Genomic DNA, 15,601 nt, shown 5'->3' with positions numbered 1-15,601 from the left:
AGCCCATCATGCGACGTGGACTGAGAATCTCCGTTGCCCTGCTCGCCGCCCTGCTGGCCGCCGTCGTACAGGTGAGCCCGGGCAGCGCGGGCAAACCGCAAGCGACCTCGCCGGCCGACACCTACTACCGCGCGCTGCTGCTCAACACGCCGTTCGTCGAGTCCACCTGGGACGCCGCCGTGGGCTCGTACCGCATCCAGGACTTCTACGTCGTCGGCGTCTTCGGCAACGCCGTCCTGCTCACGAACGGAACCTACGACGAGCAGCTCGCCGGCGTCAGCAAGGAAACCCTGCGCGACCACACTGTCCGCTCGATCGCCTTCGCCGCCGCCAAGAACCGCTGGGTCGACCCGAACGGCAGCTGGGGCAAGACGATCTACTGGGACTCCACGATGGAGACCTACTTCGTCGCCGCGGCGAAGATGGTGTGGCAGGACCTCGGCCAGACAACCAGGCAGCAGGTCGACACCATCATCCGCTCCGCCGCCGACAACATCGTCGACCTCGGCGCCAACAGCCCCGAGACCAACGGCCTGGCCGGCGGGTACGTGGGCAACACCCGCATGGAGGAGATGGGTGCGCGCAGCATGCCGCTCGCCGCCGCCCTCGCCTGGCTGCCGGACGACGCCCGCGCGAACGAGTGGCGTGAGTGGCATGCCCGCTGGATGCTCAACCTGGGTGCGCTTCCGCAAGCAGACAAGGCGAATCCAGCGGTCATCGCCGGCCGCCCGTCGAGCAGTGGAGCACCGCGCACAACATCTTCGACACGTTCATCATCGAGAACCACAACTCGTGGAACCCGATGTACCAGCAGTCGATGGGCGCGTATCCCGGCCGCAACGCCGTGCAGTTCCTCCTCGCCGGCAAGCAGCTGCCCGAGGAGATCCTGCGCCAGCCCAACGATGACCCGCTCTGGAACGTGATGGCGCAGCTCGGCACCGACGCCGGCGTCGCGCAGGACTTCATGATCGACGACCGGCATCACCTGTACGGACGCGCGCTGCTGCCGATCACCTACCGCGCGACGGTCGCCCGAGACCGCTACGCCGCCCGCGCCGAGGCGATGCTCGCCGACCGGCTGCTGCCGTACGTGCAGTACGCACCGTCCGGCCGGCTGACGAAGTTCAGCGGCGAACCGAAGTACGAGCCGGAGGCCCGCGCCGAGGTGGCCATGTCGTACCTCCTGCACGCCTGGAGCGACAGGCTCGGCGGCCCGGTCGAGCCGGTGAGCCAGGAGCAGTACTTCAGGCACTTCGCCGGAGTCGTCGACTACGGCACCGGTCCAGGCCTGGTCGCGCACCAGACCGAACGCGCGCTGTCGGGCGCGTTGAGCAAGCCCGGCTTCGTGAAGTTCGCCTACCTGCCGCAGCACGACGACTGGCTGTTCGACGTCGCCGGCAAGAGCCCTGCCCTGCTGCCGTCGGTCGACGCCACAGTGCAGGCACGCGCGGCCCACGTCTACACCAAGGCACGTGACGGCCTGGACGCCTCGGCGACCGCGCTGCGCACGTCGCAAGGTGTTACCGGCTTCACCACGCTCCCAGACGGCACGGTCGTCTACGCGACCAGCGGTACGGGCGCCGGCGAGGGCGTGCTGCGCCTGTACAACCTGACCATGCCCGGCGTGCCGGGCCTCGACGGCGACCGAACGTTCAGCTGGAACGGCGGATCGACCACGCTGGCAGCCGGACTCGGCGACGGCGGCGTCGACGACGTGCGGCTCCCCGCGACAACCGCCCGCTACGTCAGAATGTCCGGCACCAAGGCCGCCACACAGTACGGCTTCTCGCTGTGGGAGCTCGAGGCGTACGCCGGCGCGAGCGCCAACCTCGCCAAGGGCAGGCCCACCACGGCCTCTTCCAGCTCCGCGGGCTTCGAGCCCGCCAAGGCCACCGACGGCGACCCCGCCACCCGCTGGGCGGTCGCGACCGACCAGCGCCTGGACCCCGGCTGGCTCGCCGTTGACCTCGGCCGGCCCCAGCAGCTCGACCGGGTGAACCTGCGCTGGGAGACCGCGTACGCGTCCGCCTACGACGTCCAGGTCTCCGACGACGGCCAGACCTGGCGGACCGTCGCCAGCGTTCCGAAGAAGCAACACGCCAACGGCACCTGGCTGAACGTCGACGGCCGCGCGGGCTTCGTCGTACGCGGCAGCGGCAACCCGATTACCGTCACCCCGACCGGCGTGGTGCTCTCCGACGGCCCGGCAACGGGTGCGGCCGGCATGGTGGTCGAGGGCTACCCTGCCGAGACGACGGACCAGACGGCCGCGCACGCCGGCACGCCAGCGCCCGTTGGCGGCCCGGCGGGCTTGGCGGCCAGCGTCGTTGGTGGGCACCTGTCGCTGTTCAACCTGACCGCCTCACCGATCACCAACGCGACGGTGACGATTCCCCATCAGGGCAAGGCGATCACGCTGTACGAGGGTACGCAGCGGACCGCCGCGGGGAGCACGAGTTACAGCGTCTCCGTGCCGGCCGCCGACGCTCGGGTCGCGCCCGCACGGTTCACGATCTCCGGGCGTAACGGCGCGGAGGCACCGGCGGGTGTCACGGCGGACGTGGCCGGCTCGGCGACAGTTCGGCTGACCGCGCCGGACGGCGCGCCCGCCGAGCTCCACGTCACGTCGCTCACGACCGGTGAGGCCAGGGACGTCTATCTGACGCCCGGCGGCACCAGGACCGTGACGTTCGACGGTCCGGTCTTCCCGACGAGCGACCTCGCGCGCGACCGGACGACGTTCCCGACGTCTCCGCGTCCGGCCGACATGACCGAGCCCGGCAACGCGGTCGACGGCGATCCGGCGACCGCGTGGCGGCCGGGCGCGACCGGCCGGATGGTCGTCGATCTGGGTTCGGCGCGCCAGATCGGCACGGTCGGCCTGGACTGGACGACCGGTGCCGTGCCCAACGTGCGTGTCGATGTGTCCACCGACGGCCTGACCTACGTGCCGTTCAGCGGGTCGCCCGCGACCGCACGCTATGTCGCTGTTGTCGTGACCGGCTGGCAGAGCAGCCAGGCCGAACTGCGTGAACTCACAGTGGAAAGGTGAGCGATGCCTGGAGCTCTCGACGGGATCAGGGTCCTCGATTTCAGCCAGATGATGCTGGGTCCGTTCGCGACCCAGCTGCTGGGTGACCTCGGTGCCGACGTCATCAAGGTCGAGCGGCCGGTGACCGGCGAATGGGAACGCGGCCTGGCGATGCTGGGCGAGCTGCTGAACGGTGAGTCGGCGGCGTTCCTCGCGATGAACCGCAACAAACGTTCGGTCGCTCTCGACCTGAAGGATCCGCGTGCCAAGGACGCGCTGCTCGCCCTCGGCGCGACCTGCGACGTGGTGGTCGAGAACTTCCGTCCAGGTGTGCTCGACCGGCTCGGCCTGGGATACGAGGATTTCAAGGCGGTGAAGCAGGACATCATCTACTGCTCGGGATCGGGCTGGGGCCAGGACACGCCGGCCGCGAGAGAACGGCGCCCCGGCCAGGACCTGCTGATCCAGGCGGCGTCCGGACTCGCTTACCACACAGGCAAAGCGACCGAGCCTCCCACGTTCGCGGGCACCTCGATGGTCGATGCCAGCACCGCGCTGACGCTGGCGACCGGCGTACTCGCGGCCCTGGTGGCGCGCGAACGTCAGGGCATCGGGCAGCGCGTCGAGGTCGACTTGTTCTCGACGGCGATCGCCCTGCAGTGCCAGGAGATTTCGGCAATCGTCAACCAGGGCAAGGAAGCGCCGCGTTCGGAGGAGGGCATCGCCTCGCCGTGGCTGTCGGCGCCATGCGGAATGTACCGGACCGCGGACGGCTGGCTGGCGGTCGCGATGGCTCCGCTCGATCAGATCGCGAAGCTGGTAAGGGATCCGGACCTGGCCGAGCTCGACGCATGGATCGACCGTGACGAGGCCAAGCGCCGGCTGGACGCGGTGTTCCCCACCCGGACGACGGACGAGTGGCTGGCCGAGCTGGGCCCGGCCGGCGTCTGGGCGGCCCGTGCGCGCACGGCCACCGAGGCCGTCGACGAGCTGCGCGAGCAGGGCTCGCCGCTGATCAGCACGGTGGAGCACCCGGAGCACGGCACCATCGAGCTGATCAGCTGTCCGATCACGATGTCGGAGACCCCGTGGTCGGTACGCCGGCCGCCGCCGGTTGTGGGGGCGCATACGGCGGAGGTGCTGGCGGAGGTGCTCGACGCGGAGAGCATTCAGGCGTTGCTCGGGGAGAGCGCATGAGCGGACCGTTGCTGGAGGCGCGCGAGCTGACCCGGGTCTGCGGCCACGTCCAGGCGCTGCGCGGTGCCGACTTCGTGGTGAACGAGCGTGCGGCCGTCGCGCCGATTGGGTGTCCGATCACGATGGCGGAGACGCCGTCGTTGGTACGTCGGCGGCCACCGGTTGTGGGGCCGCATCCGGCCGAGGTCCTCGACGCCGAGAGTGTCCAGGCGTTGCTCGGAGAGTGCGCATGAGCGGACCGCTGCTGGAGGCCCACGAGCTGACCCGGGCCTACGGCCACGTCCAAGCGCTCCGCGGCGCCAGCTTCACCGCGTACGAGGGTGAAGTCGTCGCGCTGATCGGGGACAACGGCGCCGGGAAGAGCACGCTGGTCCGCTGCCTGTCCGGCACCGAGCTGCCGAGCGGTGGCGAGGTGCGGTTCGCGGGGGAGCAGGTCGCGCTGGACTCGCCGGCAACCGCGCGCCGGTTCGGGATCGAGACCGTCTTCCAGGACCTCGCGCTCGCTCCCGACCTGGACTCCCCGGCCAACCTCTTCCTCGGCCGCGAGGTGCGCAAGCACGGCTTGCTCGGGCGGCTCGGCGTACTCGACCGGTCGCGGATGCGTACCGAGGCCGTCGAGGCGTTCGCCGACCTGGGCATCGAGTTGCCCGACGTACAAGCGCCGGTCGGCGCGTTGTCGGGCGGCCAGCGGCAGTCGGTCGCGGTCGCGCGGGCGGCGATGTGGGCGACCCGCGTCGTCTTCATGGACGAGCCGACGGCCGCGCTCGGTGTGGTCCAGCGCGGCCGCGTGCTGGAGGTGATCCGCCGCATTCGCGACCGCGGCATCACGGTTGTCCTGATTTCGCACAACATGCCCGAGGTACTCGAAGTCGCCGACCGCGTGGAGGTGCTGCGGCTCGGACGGCGCGTCGCGCGTTACCGCGCGGCGGACACCACCGTGGAGGAGCTGGTCGCCGCGATGACCGGCGCCCTGGACGCGGAGGAGCCGGCCGCATGAGCACCCAGATGACCACGTCGATGACCGGCCGGCTCGGCTTCCTGCGTACGCGGGCCGCCGGCGCCAACACGCTGTGGATCTTCCTGGTTCTCGTCGTACTGCTGGTGTTCTTCAGCGTGCTGCAGCCCAACTTCACCAACCCCGTCAACCTGCGCAGCATCGCGGCCGACAGCGCGCCGCTGCTCGTACTCGCCATCGGCATGACGTACGTCATCGTTACCGCGGGGATCGACCTGTCGGTGGGCTCGGTGCTGATCTTCTCCGGCGTGATCGCCGCGAAGGTGATGCTCTGGCTCGGCGACGAGCAGTCCGGCTGGGGTGTGATCCTGGCCGGGAGCCTGGCGGGTGTGGTCGCCGGCGCCGCGTGGGGTGGGCTGAACGGTGTGCTGGTGGCCAGGGCCCGGGTGCCCGCGCTGATCGCGACGCTCGGCACGCTCGGGATGGCGCTGGGCGCGGCGTACCTCATCTCCGGCGGAACGGACGTGCGTGGCGTGCCGCTGACATTCGTACGCACGGTCGGGTTCGGCCGGTTGCTGGGCGTGGTTCCGTGGCTCGTGGTGATCGCGGTGCTGGTCGCCCCGGCGTTCGGGCTGGTGCTGGCGTACACGCGGTTCGGGCGGCACACGTACGCGATCGGCTCCAACCCGGAGGCCGCGCGGCGGGCCAGCATCGCGGTCGACCGGCAGCTGATCGTGGTCTACACCCTGTCCGGAACGCTCGCGGGCGTGGCCGGCTGCCTGTCGCTCGCCCACTTCCAGACCACGACGATCAGCGGGCACACGACCGACAACCTGGCCGCGATCGCGGCGGTCGTGCTCGGCGGGGCGAGCCTGTTCGGCGGCCGCGGCACGATAGCCGGCACGGTGATCGGCCTGCTGATCCCGGCGGTCCTGCAAAGCGGCTTCATCACGATCGGCGTCAACCCGTACTGGCAGTTCGTCGCCGTCGGTGCCGTCCTCGTCGCAGCGGTCTACCTCGACCAGCTCCGCCGCCGCAACCGCGAACGCGCGGGCTAGCGGCGTAGAACCGATTCGGCGAGCAGCGTGTTGAACTTCTCCGGTTCCTCGAACGGCACCATGTGCGCTGACTTCTCGAACCAGTGCAGCTGCTTGACCGGTGCCTCCATCAGCTCGAAATACTCCGCCGCGAGCTCGGCCGGCGTGTTCTGGTCGTACCTGCCAAGGACGAAATGGACCGGGACCTCGAAACTGCGGGCCGTGCGACGCAGGTCGGACGCGAGCAGCTCCGGCAACAGCCGGCCCATCGAGAACTCCTGCGCCGCCGAGGCGAAGTACTCCTGGCGAAGTCCTGGCTCGATGCGGTCGAACAGTGCCCCGGTGTCGCCGTGGACCTGGCCGCCGAACCGGTCGAGCCAACCCCGCTGAACCACGATCTCGGCGAACGTCAGTCCGCCATCCGGTGTGTACCGATCCTCGATCGCACGCAGGGCGCTGATGGCCTCGTGGTTCTGGAGCTCGACCGCTTTCCGCAGGGTGAAGGCGTACGACCGCTGTTCGTTGAGCATCCCCGCGACGCACTGCCCGACGCCGACGAACGCGTGGAGCTTCGCCGGGTGCCTGCTGGCGAGCGTCGCACCCACCAGGCTGCCCCACGAGTGCCCGAGCAGGTAGACCTTGCCCTGGGCGAAGCGTTCGGTCAGCCAGTCGATCAACTCGAGCGCGTCGGAGACGAACTGGCGTAGCGTCATCGTCTCGGCCGGAATGTCGGGGGAGTAGGACCTCCCGGCACCACGCTGATCCCAGTGCACCACAAGGAAGTGCTGCTCCAGATCGGCGTTGTACGTCGTGAACAACGGCATCTCGGCGAATCCTGGGCCGCCGTGCAGAATGAGCAGTAGCGGATTGCCGGCATCGGTGCCACGGACCAGCACTTCCTGGGGGAGCCCGCCCAACGCGACTCGCTGCCGCAGCTGCACGCCTTCGTTCATGGCCTGGCAGCCTACCCGCCGTTTCGAGGACGAGATTTTGCGAGGTATTTTGGAAATGCGGCCAACGTCTGGGTCAGTTGCGAACGTCGTACTACGTGCAGGCGACGCAGGGGGAATGCCCGTGGAGTTCCGTGTACTGGGACCGCTCGAGTTGTATGCCGGAGAGCGCCGAATCGAGATCGGCGCGGCCAAGCAGCGCGCGCTGCTCGCGCTGCTGCTGCTCAACGCCAACAAGGCTTGTGGCCGTGATCGGCTGATCGACGACCTGTGGGAAGGTGCGCCGCCGCGGTCGGCGAGAACGACCCTGCAATCCTGCGTATATCGATTGCGCAGAATGTTGTCGCTTTTATCCAATGACAATTCCAAACAGGGTGGGGTATACCTCCACACCCGGCGAGATGGATACCTCCTTCAAGTGCCGGACGAGGCCATCGATCAGCGCCGGTTCGAGCAGTACGTCAGCGAGGGTTGGCAGGCGATCGAGATCGGTGAGGCCGACTACGGCGCCGGCCGGTTGCGGTCCGCGCTGGAGCTGTGGCACGGCGAGGCGTACGCCGACATCGGTGTGCAGGCCGTACGCGACCAGGCTCGCCGCCTCGACGACCGTCGGCTCGAGGTGGTCGAGCAGTGTGTGGCGGCCGAGATCGGGCTGGGCCGGCACCAGACAGTCGTCGGCGAGCTGGAGGACCTCACCGGCGCCCACCCGCTGCGCGAGCGGCTGTGGGAGCTGCTGCTCGCGGCGCTGCACAAGTCCGGCCGCCGGGCCGACGCGCTGAGTGCGTACCAGCGGCTCTATCGCGTACTCGACGAGGAGCTCGGGGTCGAGCCCGGCGCGCGCATCCGTGACCTGCACATGCAGATCCTGAACGCCGATCCCGCGCTCGATCCCCCGCAGGAGGCGCCGCTGGACGTCACGTCCGCGCAGGTGCCCCTCTCCACCGCCTTGCCCACGGACGAACCGGTGGCCGAGCTCGCGCCGCCCGAGCCCGCGCCGGTCGGAGAGCTGACGCCCCGGCAGCTTCCGGTCAGCATCGAACGGTTCGCGGGGCGCGGTGAGGTCCTGGAGCAGCTCGACGCTCTGACGGTCGCCGCGTCGAGCCCGCTCGCCGCGCGGGACCCGGCGACAACGGCGACCTCGGTGGCATCAGCTGCATCGCCGGCACCTGCACCGGCGATCGCCGTGATCGTTGGGATGGCGGGCGTCGGCAAGTCGACGCTCGCGGTGCACTGGGCACACCGGGTCGCAGATCGCTTCCCCGACGGTCAGCTGCACGTCAACCTCCGCGGGTTCGACCGCAGTGGCGAGCCGATGCCGGCGGCAGAGGCATTGCGGGGTTTCCTCGACGCGCTGCAGGTGCCCGCCGCGCGGCTGCCGAGCGACGTCGAGGCGCGGGCAGCTCTCTATCGTTCGATCCTGGCCGGTAAGCGGATGCTGATCGTGCTCGACAACGCGCGCGACACCGAGCAGGTACGCCCGTTGCTGCCCGCGGCGCCGGGGTGCGCGGTCGTCGTCACGAGCCGGCGGATGCTGTCCGGGCTGATGGCGGCCGAGGGTGCGCACGTGATCAGTCTCGGGTTGCTCGATCCGGTGGACGCCTGGCAGCTGCTGGCCGACCGGCTTGGCGAGGACCGGGTGTCGGCCGAACCCGCGGCGACGCGCGACATCATCAGGATGTGTGCCGGCCTGCCGCTCGCGCTGGCGATCTCGGCGGCGCGGGCCGCGACCAATCCGGAGTTCTCGCTGGAGGTGCTCGCCGCCGAGCTCCGTGATGCCCGTGGCGGCCTCGACGCGTTCGCCGACGAAGACTCGACGACTGACGTACGTGCGGTGTTGTCATGGTCGTACCAGCAGTTGAGCGCGGAGGCTGCCGGCCTGTTCCGCTTGCTGGGGTTGCATCCGGGGCCCGATCTGTCGGTGCGGGCGGCGGCCAGCCTGGCCGGCGTACCGATCCGGCAGGCCCGGCGGCTGCTCGGTGAGTTGACTCGTTGTCATCTGCTCACCGAGCATGTGCCGGGACGGTATTCCTTCCACGACTTGGTTCGAGCGTTTGCCGTCGAGTTGGTGGAGGCCGAGGAGATGGCAGCGGATCGGATCTCGGCGATGCACCGGGTGCTCGACCACTACTTGCATTCGGCGTTCGGCGGCGTGCGCGTGATCTATCCCGACCGTGATCCGATCACCCTTCCTGCCGCCCTGAGTGGGGTGGTTGTGGAACGGTTCGCCGAACGCGAGCAGGCGATGGTGTGGTTCGCGGCCGAGCGGCGAGTCTTGGTGGCGATGATTTCCGCGGCCGCCGACAGCGGACTGGATGATCATTGCTGGCAGCTCGCCTGGTCGATCGCGACTTTCCTGGACTGGCAGGGCTACTGGCACGACTGGCGGCTGGTGCAGGAGACCGCGCTGGAGGCAGCCGTACGATCGGCTTCCTCTTCTGATCAGGCGCGGTGTTACAGCCTGGTCGGGCACGCCAACCTCCGGCTCGGCGATCACGAGGCCGCAGGAGCCAACCTCGCCAAGGCAATCGACCTGTACCGCTCCCAGTGCGACGATCTGGGCGAGGCGCGCGTGCACCAGATCTTCTTTCACCTGTACGAGCAGCAGGGCTACCACGGCGAAGGACTCGGCCACGCGCAGCGGGCACTGGAGCTCTACCGGCGGGCAGGCCAACGCCAAGGCGAAGCGCGGGCATTGAACGCAGTCGGCTGGTTCCACGCATTGCTGGGCGAATATCAGCAGGCAATCGAATACTCCGGCCGCGCACTGCCGATCCTGATCGAGCTGGAAGATCCGCAGGGCCAAGCCAACACCTTGGACAGCCTCGGCTACGCCTATCACCGCCTAGGCGACTTCGGCCGAGCCGCGGAGTCCTACCGCCGCGCGCTGGACCTCTTCGCCGAAGTGGGAGACCGCCGCAACGAAGCACAGACGCTGGTGCACCTGGCAGACTCGCAACACGCGGAGGGAAGACACGACATAGCCAGAAAGACGTGGCAACAAGCCTTGGACATCCTGGAAGAGCTGGGGTTACCTGAGGGCGGCGTCCTGATGGGAAGCCCCCGCTAGGGCAAACGCAGTAACAAAAAGGCATGGATGGAGAAAGATTCTTGAACCTCAATCACAGAAGGTTAACTACAGCGAACCCGCCCCTCACCCCTCCCACACATCAACAAGCGGAAGCCCTCGCGAAGCCCGCGCCGCGTCCACCATCTCCTGAATAAGCCCCGTCTTCGCCTTCGTGTACTCGTCCCCAACGCCCAGCGTCGCCGCCAGGCGCTCCTTCAGCGCCCCGTACCGCGCCGCCGCCTCCGGATGAGCCCGCAGGTAATCCCGCAGAAGCCGTTCGTTCCGCGTCTCCCACGTATCGGCCGAGACCACGTGCAAGTGATGCGTACGCCTCCCCGAGGCGTCGTCCCGTGGATAGAACAGCCGGTTGTGCATCACGCCCTCGAGCAGCACGTACCCCAGCCCCGCCAGCGTCTCCCGGTGCGGCGTCATCGCCGGGAGGGAGGCGGCCGAGGCCATCAGGTCGATCACCGGCTTCGCGGCCAGGCCAGGGACGGCAGTACTTCCCACGTGCTCGATCTCCAGGAACACACCGGGCAACGCCTGACGAAGCTCCTCGCACGCCTTCCGCGCCATGCCGGGCCATGCGGCGTCGTACGCCTCAACTGTCGAAATGGTCATACCAGCTGAGATTACGAGATACCTGGGCGGAAACTCCACTCGTAAACGCGACGCAATGCCAGGAGCAGCGGCCCCTGGCCCCAGGGGTAGACGCCGACCTCATCCGCGCGGTAGCCCGCGGCAGGCCCGCCAGTCGTGGGATCCGCCGGCACCGGCAAACCGCCGGAGGAGTCCAGCTGGTCGATCGCTGCTGCCAGGGCGCGTTCGCCCATGGACGACCAGCGGTCGTCGACGACGTTGGCGGCGACTCCGGCCAGGACGGCGTACGCCACCAGTACCGACACGCTGTTGTCCACCGGTGCGGTCGAGTCGTCGACGATGGTGCGCCAGCGGCCGTTCTCCTCGTACTGGGCCAGTGCGGTCAGTAGTGCCGTCGCGCGGGCGGCGAGGGTTGTGCGGAGGCCGCCCACGCACGCGGTCTCCACCAGGCCGTACAACGCCAGTCCCTGGCCGCGCCCCCAGTGCACGTGGTTGGCTTCGCCGGTTGCCACGTCGAACACGTGGGAGAACAAGCCGCTCTCGCTCTGCAGTACGCCCGAGACCTCTTCCAGGCTGTCGGCCGCTTCGCCGGGGAAACCCGACAACGTCAGGCCCGGGCCGTCGATGTGCATGCAGTCGACCCACACGGTCGTGGACCAGGGAGCGAGGTCTGGACGATGCACGCGCGGCAGGCCCGGCACCGGGCGGGGAGCAGTCCTGATCGCCTGTACCCAGCGGGCTACCGCGTCGGAGATGTCGACGCCGCGTACGGCATTCAACAATCGCAACAGATCCACCGGTATCAGGTGATCCGCGGGCGAGGGTGGCCGGAACAGCGTAGGTGTCACCAGGTCGACGACCCGGTCGATGAGATCGGGGCGGTCCAGCAACGACGCGGTCTGGACCACACCGAACAGGGCCGGGCCCTCTCCGAAGTCCCAGAGCTTGTAGTCGTAGTCCAGGGCCCGATCAGCCACAGCGAGTGCGAGTTCGCGTGGATCTGTCATCTGACCACCTAAAAGTCAGTTCTGCGCGTACGGCGAGTGTGCTCGATCCTAGGCGGGTTTGCCACCTTGGCGCGGCCGAGCAGAAGACACGCCGCATTTCGGGAATCACCAGCCTCGGCAGGCGAATTCGGGCAAGGCAGACAGATCTAGGAGTACGCGTAGCCGAGCAGTGACTCCCGCCGCTGGCCCTCGCAGTCGGATCGCGGGGAGACGAAATGGTCGCCGTTGCCGGGGATGTAACACCGGTAGAGCGGCACTGTTCCGCTCACCTGGCCGGTGTGGATGAAGCCCACCGGCCCCAGCGGCTGCAGTCCTTCGCAGCCCGGGGAGCGGGTCAGCAGGTTGTGGCCGCCGACCTTGCACTCGTACAACGCGACCGTGCCGGCCTGCTCGTGCCGCGACAGCCGCCAGGACTGCTCGGCCGCGAACCCGGCAGGCAGCAACCGCGACGACGCCCAGTGCCCACGCGAGGCGTTGTATCCGCGCACCAGCCTGGTGTACGGCAGCTGCTCGAATCCACACGACAGCTGCGCCGGCGAGAGGTCGTTGCGGTTGGCCAGCGCCCACGTCGTCCAAGCCGGCTTGGCGGTTCCGTCCGGATTGCGCAGGCCGAGCCCGAGCCCGCCCGCCACCTCGTCCGGGTGGTCCTTCATCCGGTGGTAGACGTAGTTGGTGATGCCAGGCGTGCCGAGTACGTTGCGGAACGAGTCGCAGACCGCGGTCGCCTGCTTGGCCGGGGACGAGGGCGACAGCGAGTTGATGCCGCTCTCGGTGAGCTGCACGTCGGACCAGGCCGCGGTCTGGTCCGGGAACGTCGCACGCAGCCAGCCGAGCAGCACGCCGAGGTTGCCGTACGTCACGCGCGGATAGTCGTCAGGCCCGAAGACGTTGCTGCGCAGGTCCGGCGGATACGGATGGAACGCCACCCGCCAGGCCCGGTTGCCCGCCCGTGCGTTCAGCCCACGCAGCACGGTCATGCCGGACAGCGTCGCGTCGTCGGCGCCCGGGCGTTCGAGCTCGGTGCCGAACTGGTGGTCCAGCGAGATGAGCACCTTCGCCGTCGGCTGCTCGGCCTGTGCGCGGTCGTAGGCGGCGTTGTAGTTGGCGGCGATCTCGTCGAGCCAGCGGTTGACGTCGCACGCGACGCCTTGCCCGCAACCGATGTCGAACCATGCGTTGCTGTTGACCTCGTTGTGGACGACGAAGTCGGCGACCCGGCCGTGGCCATGCTGGCCGTCGTAGCGCTGCGCGAGCATGCCCACGAAGCGGCCGTAGTCGGCGGCGTTGTTCGGGGTGCAGAACAGCTCGAAGCCGGGAGCGACAGGCGAGCAGGCCTTTCCGGCGCGCGCCCAGGCCGGCGTGCCGTAGACGACACCTGTGACCACGAGCCCCTGGTCGGTCCACTCTTTGATGTCGGCGTCCAGCGACTGCACCTGGAAGCAGTGTCCGTCGTACTCCTGCTCACTGGCAGCGCACGGCGGAGCCTTCACCTGCGGCTCCCAGCTCGCCCAGACGAGGTTCATCGCGACGCCGCCGGTGTTGTTTCCAGCGATCTCGTTCTTGTCGGGCCAGAAGTCGGGCTGGAGCGACTTGATGCGGTAGTCGGAGCGTTCGGGGTACGGAAGTGCCGCCGGGCCCGCGCCGGGCGAGTAGGCGGCGCCGGCGGGCAGCCCGACACCGAGCACGACGAGCATGGCGAGCAGGGCAACGACTTTCGTACGGATCATGCGGTCAACCTCGCGATCTCCGAGCCGGCCAGCAGGAATGCTCCAACTCCGAAGTCCTCGGTGTGGTTGGCCGCGACGGGTGCCGGGCGGTCGCCGGGCGGCTGGACGTAACCGAGGAAGCCGTTGTCATCGACGGCCGTTGCGACCATGGCGTTCCACGCGCGCGCCACCACCGGCAGGTGGGCCTCCCGGTCGAGCAGGCCGGCGGTGATGCCGTAGGCAAGCCCGAACACGAAGAACGCCGTGCCGCTGACCTCCGGTCCGCCGAAGTGCGCGGGGTCGCTGAGATTGGGGTACCAGAAGCCGTCGGGCTGTTGCGCCTGGCGCAGTGCGGCCGCGAGCTGCTGCAGTGTGTAGATGTATTCCGGGCCGCGTTTGTCGTTGTGTGGAAGGACCTCGAGCACTTTGGCGTGAGCGGCGAGCACCCAGCCGTTGCCGCGCGACCAGTGCACGGGCTTGCCGTTCGGCGATTTGCTCAACGGCCCGTCGACCTGGAAGTTCTGGTCGCGGTACCACAACGCCGACGACTCGCTGAGGTTTCCGGGCTGGACGTAGACACCGGCGATGCCGCGTTGGCGTTTGCAGTAGTGGTAGAGCCGGTACATCTTTACCCAGTACTGGTTGTTGGCCCGCAGCCGGCCGAACCGTACGAGCGGCGGCATCCCCATGTGCAGCGCGTCGACCCACCACCAGTCGTCGTTCTTGTCGGGTTGGTCGGTGAGCAGGTGCGCCAGTGACGCCTCGATGGCCGCGATCTTGCCGGCGCCGCCGACCTCTTCGTACAGGTCGAGGTAGGCCTGGCCGGCGCACTGGTTGTCGGCGTTGCGTGTCGTGACGCCACCGAGCAGGCCCCAACCGTTTTGCTCGCCCCAGCCGATGGCGTAGTCGAGCAGGCGTTTTTCGCGCGTGAGCCGGTAGTGGTGCATGAGGCCGGAGAAGTAGGTCGCGCGGGCCCAGCCGTTGTCGCCGGGGTCGGGGTGGGTGCCGATCCAGTGGTCGTCGACGCGGTTCATCACCGCGATCACGTCGGCGCGGCTCGGGAGAACCTCGGCGCGCGCTTGCTCGCGGGCAGCGGGTTCGGCGGGCGCTGGTTGCTCTGGTGCACAGCCGGCCGCTCCAGCGCCGACGAGGGATCCGGCTCCGAGGGTGGCCGTGCGCGCGAAGAGCTGCCGGCGGTTCATGGATTCCTCCCTCGTCGTCCTTTTTCAACGTAGCAAAAACTCGGGCACCCGTCGTCATTCGCGAGAGGCGGAGACAGAGGCAGAGGTGGAGACAGAGGTGGAGACAGCGGCAGAGGCGGTGAGGTACGCGTCCAGCCGGCCGGCGGCGTACAACATCGCGCGCGAACGGTCGTCCAGTCGCTGCCGCCACTCCGCGAGCATGCCCTCGAGCGGCTCCACCCCGCCGGCCTCCCGTACGCGCGAGACCACGACGCCGATCTGCTCCAGTAGGTAGCCGCCACGGCGGAGCTGCCGCACCAGCCGCGCGTCGCGGACGTCGGAGGGGGAGTAGACCCGGTATCCCGTCTTCGGGTCGCGGTCCGGCTGGATCAGGCCCGCGTTCTCCCACTTGCGCAGGGTGGCGGGCCGGATCCGGAGCTGGTGGGCGAGCGGTCCGACGAACATCGGCTCCGAGCCGACCGCTCCGACCGGCGTCAGGTCGCGCAGTGCGAGCTCGACCGCGGCCAGCGTCTGCCGGTCCTCCATCAGCTGCAGATGGCTGTCGTCGATCAGCCCGTACGCATCTCCCGTGGCGCCCCGGTTGACCGCCTGCATGATCGCCATGGCCGTCGGATGGCCGTGTGCGGGCACCAGGGCGAGGAACGCGCGTAGCGCCGAGGCGTGTACCTCGGTGTAGACCCGGTAGCCGGATTCGGTGCGCTCCGACGGGGGCAGGATGCCCGCCTCTTCGTAGTTGCGGATCGCCTGCGTGGAAAGGCGGTTCTCGCGGGCCAGATCGACCGGCCGGAGTCGCGAACGGAGCACGCCACCACACCTCACGCTTCGACGAAAGTTTCAACCGTTGGTTCA

At 68.9% G+C, this 15,601-nt stretch carries 13 protein-coding genes; 7 read left to right on the top strand and 6 right to left on the bottom strand.

Annotated features, from left to right (window positions below; all coding sequences use genetic code 11):
- Nucleotides 1-8: 8 nt before the first annotated feature.
- From ACYVF6_RS29170 to ACYVF6_RS29145, 6 genes are read left to right on the top strand one after another with little or no spacing between them, the layout of a single operon-like run.
- Nucleotides 9-923, top strand: a complete 915-nt coding sequence (locus tag ACYVF6_RS29170) for a hypothetical protein (RefSeq protein WP_460525808.1) — start codon at nt 9-11, stop codon at nt 921-923.
- On the top strand, nt 818-3,052 hold the full coding sequence (locus tag ACYVF6_RS29165; RefSeq protein WP_460525807.1) for a discoidin domain-containing protein: 2,235 nt from the start codon (nt 818-820) through the stop codon (nt 3,050-3,052). Before ACYVF6_RS29170 ends, ACYVF6_RS29165 begins: the two co-directional genes overlap by 106 nt.
- Before the next feature lie 3 nt (nt 3,053-3,055).
- Nucleotides 3,056-4,228, top strand: coding sequence for a CaiB/BaiF CoA transferase family protein (locus ACYVF6_RS29160; protein WP_460525806.1), 1,173 nt, complete (start codon nt 3,056-3,058; stop codon nt 4,226-4,228).
- Nucleotides 4,225-4,461 carry a hypothetical protein gene (locus ACYVF6_RS29155; RefSeq protein ID WP_460525805.1) on the top strand — a complete coding sequence of 79 codons (237 nt, stop codon included), beginning with the start codon at nt 4,225-4,227 and terminating at the stop codon, nt 4,459-4,461. Before ACYVF6_RS29160 ends, ACYVF6_RS29155 begins: the two co-directional genes overlap by 4 nt.
- Complete coding sequence (locus tag ACYVF6_RS29150; RefSeq protein WP_460525804.1) at nt 4,458-5,225, top strand: sugar ABC transporter ATP-binding protein; 768 nt, start codon at nt 4,458-4,460, stop codon at nt 5,223-5,225. Before ACYVF6_RS29155 ends, ACYVF6_RS29150 begins: the two co-directional genes overlap by 4 nt.
- Nucleotides 5,222-6,241 (top strand): ABC transporter permease, encoded by a 1,020-nt coding sequence (locus tag ACYVF6_RS29145; RefSeq protein WP_460525803.1) that lies wholly within the window; start codon nt 5,222-5,224, stop codon nt 6,239-6,241. Before ACYVF6_RS29150 ends, ACYVF6_RS29145 begins: the two co-directional genes overlap by 4 nt.
- Here the strand turns inward: ACYVF6_RS29145 and ACYVF6_RS29140 are convergent.
- A complete protein-coding gene (locus ACYVF6_RS29140; RefSeq protein ID WP_460525802.1) occupies nt 6,238-7,173 on the bottom strand; it encodes an alpha/beta fold hydrolase in 936 nt (311 codons plus the stop codon). The two genes, ACYVF6_RS29145 and ACYVF6_RS29140, sit on opposite strands and share 4 nt — an antisense overlap.
- A gap of 121 nt (nt 7,174-7,294) precedes the next feature.
- Here ACYVF6_RS29140 and ACYVF6_RS29135 point away from each other — a divergent pair, with 121 nt between their 5' ends.
- A complete protein-coding gene (locus tag ACYVF6_RS29135; protein ID WP_460525801.1) occupies nt 7,295-10,237 on the top strand; it encodes an AfsR/SARP family transcriptional regulator in 2,943 nt (980 codons plus the stop codon).
- An 84-nt stretch (nt 10,238-10,321) separates the two neighbouring features.
- Here ACYVF6_RS29135 and ACYVF6_RS29130 read toward each other — a convergent pair whose 3' ends face one another.
- From ACYVF6_RS29130 to ACYVF6_RS29110, 5 genes are all read right to left on the bottom strand, one after another.
- Nucleotides 10,322-10,858 carry a GrpB family protein gene (locus ACYVF6_RS29130; protein ID WP_460525799.1) on the bottom strand — a complete coding sequence of 179 codons (537 nt, stop codon included), beginning with the start codon at nt 10,856-10,858 and terminating at the stop codon, nt 10,322-10,324.
- Between the two features lie 11 nt (nt 10,859-10,869).
- Complete coding sequence (locus tag ACYVF6_RS29125; protein ID WP_460525798.1) at nt 10,870-11,844, bottom strand: glycoside hydrolase family 88 protein; 975 nt, start codon at nt 11,842-11,844, stop codon at nt 10,870-10,872.
- A gap of 146 nt (nt 11,845-11,990) precedes the next feature.
- Complete coding sequence (locus ACYVF6_RS29120; protein ID WP_460525797.1) at nt 11,991-13,571, bottom strand: DUF5722 domain-containing protein; 1,581 nt, start codon at nt 13,569-13,571, stop codon at nt 11,991-11,993.
- Nucleotides 13,568-14,752 carry a glycoside hydrolase family 88/105 protein gene (locus ACYVF6_RS29115; RefSeq protein WP_460525796.1) on the bottom strand — a complete coding sequence of 395 codons (1,185 nt, stop codon included), beginning with the start codon at nt 14,750-14,752 and terminating at the stop codon, nt 13,568-13,570. Before ACYVF6_RS29115 ends, ACYVF6_RS29120 begins: the two co-directional genes overlap by 4 nt.
- 54 nt (nt 14,753-14,806) lie before the next feature.
- Nucleotides 14,807-15,556: a TioE family transcriptional regulator gene (locus ACYVF6_RS29110; protein ID WP_460525795.1), complete on the bottom strand. Its 750-nt coding sequence runs from the start codon at nt 15,554-15,556 to the stop codon at nt 14,807-14,809.
- Nucleotides 15,557-15,601 lie beyond the last annotated feature (45 nt).

Source organism: Flindersiella endophytica (genome assembly GCF_054779015.1).
This window is presented reverse-complemented; position numbering and strand designations above follow the sequence as displayed.

Bases quoted from the DNA above. Each gene is read 5' to 3' on its own strand.
- ACYVF6_RS29170 (WP_460525808.1), top strand. From the start codon at position 9: ATGCGACGTGGACTGAGAATCTCCGTTGCCCTGCTCGCCGCCCTGCTG.
- ACYVF6_RS29165 (WP_460525807.1), top strand. From the start codon at position 818: ATGGGCGCGTATCCCGGCCGCAACGCCGTGCAGTTCCTCCTCGCCGGC.
- ACYVF6_RS29160 (WP_460525806.1), top strand. From the start codon at position 3,056: ATGCCTGGAGCTCTCGACGGGATCAGGGTCCTCGATTTCAGCCAGATG.
- ACYVF6_RS29155 (WP_460525805.1), top strand. From the start codon at position 4,225: ATGAGCGGACCGTTGCTGGAGGCGCGCGAGCTGACCCGGGTCTGCGGC.
- ACYVF6_RS29150 (WP_460525804.1), top strand. From the start codon at position 4,458: ATGAGCGGACCGCTGCTGGAGGCCCACGAGCTGACCCGGGCCTACGGC.
- ACYVF6_RS29145 (WP_460525803.1), top strand. From the start codon at position 5,222: ATGAGCACCCAGATGACCACGTCGATGACCGGCCGGCTCGGCTTCCTG.
- ACYVF6_RS29140 (WP_460525802.1), bottom strand. From the start codon at position 7,173: ATGAACGAAGGCGTGCAGCTGCGGCAGCGAGTCGCGTTGGGCGGGCTC.
- ACYVF6_RS29130 (WP_460525799.1), bottom strand. From the start codon at position 10,858: ATGACCATTTCGACAGTTGAGGCGTACGACGCCGCATGGCCCGGCATG.
- ACYVF6_RS29125 (WP_460525798.1), bottom strand. From the start codon at position 11,844: ATGACAGATCCACGCGAACTCGCACTCGCTGTGGCTGATCGGGCCCTG.
- ACYVF6_RS29120 (WP_460525797.1), bottom strand. From the start codon at position 13,571: ATGATCCGTACGAAAGTCGTTGCCCTGCTCGCCATGCTCGTCGTGCTC.
- ACYVF6_RS29115 (WP_460525796.1), bottom strand. From the start codon at position 14,752: ATGAACCGCCGGCAGCTCTTCGCGCGCACGGCCACCCTCGGAGCCGGA.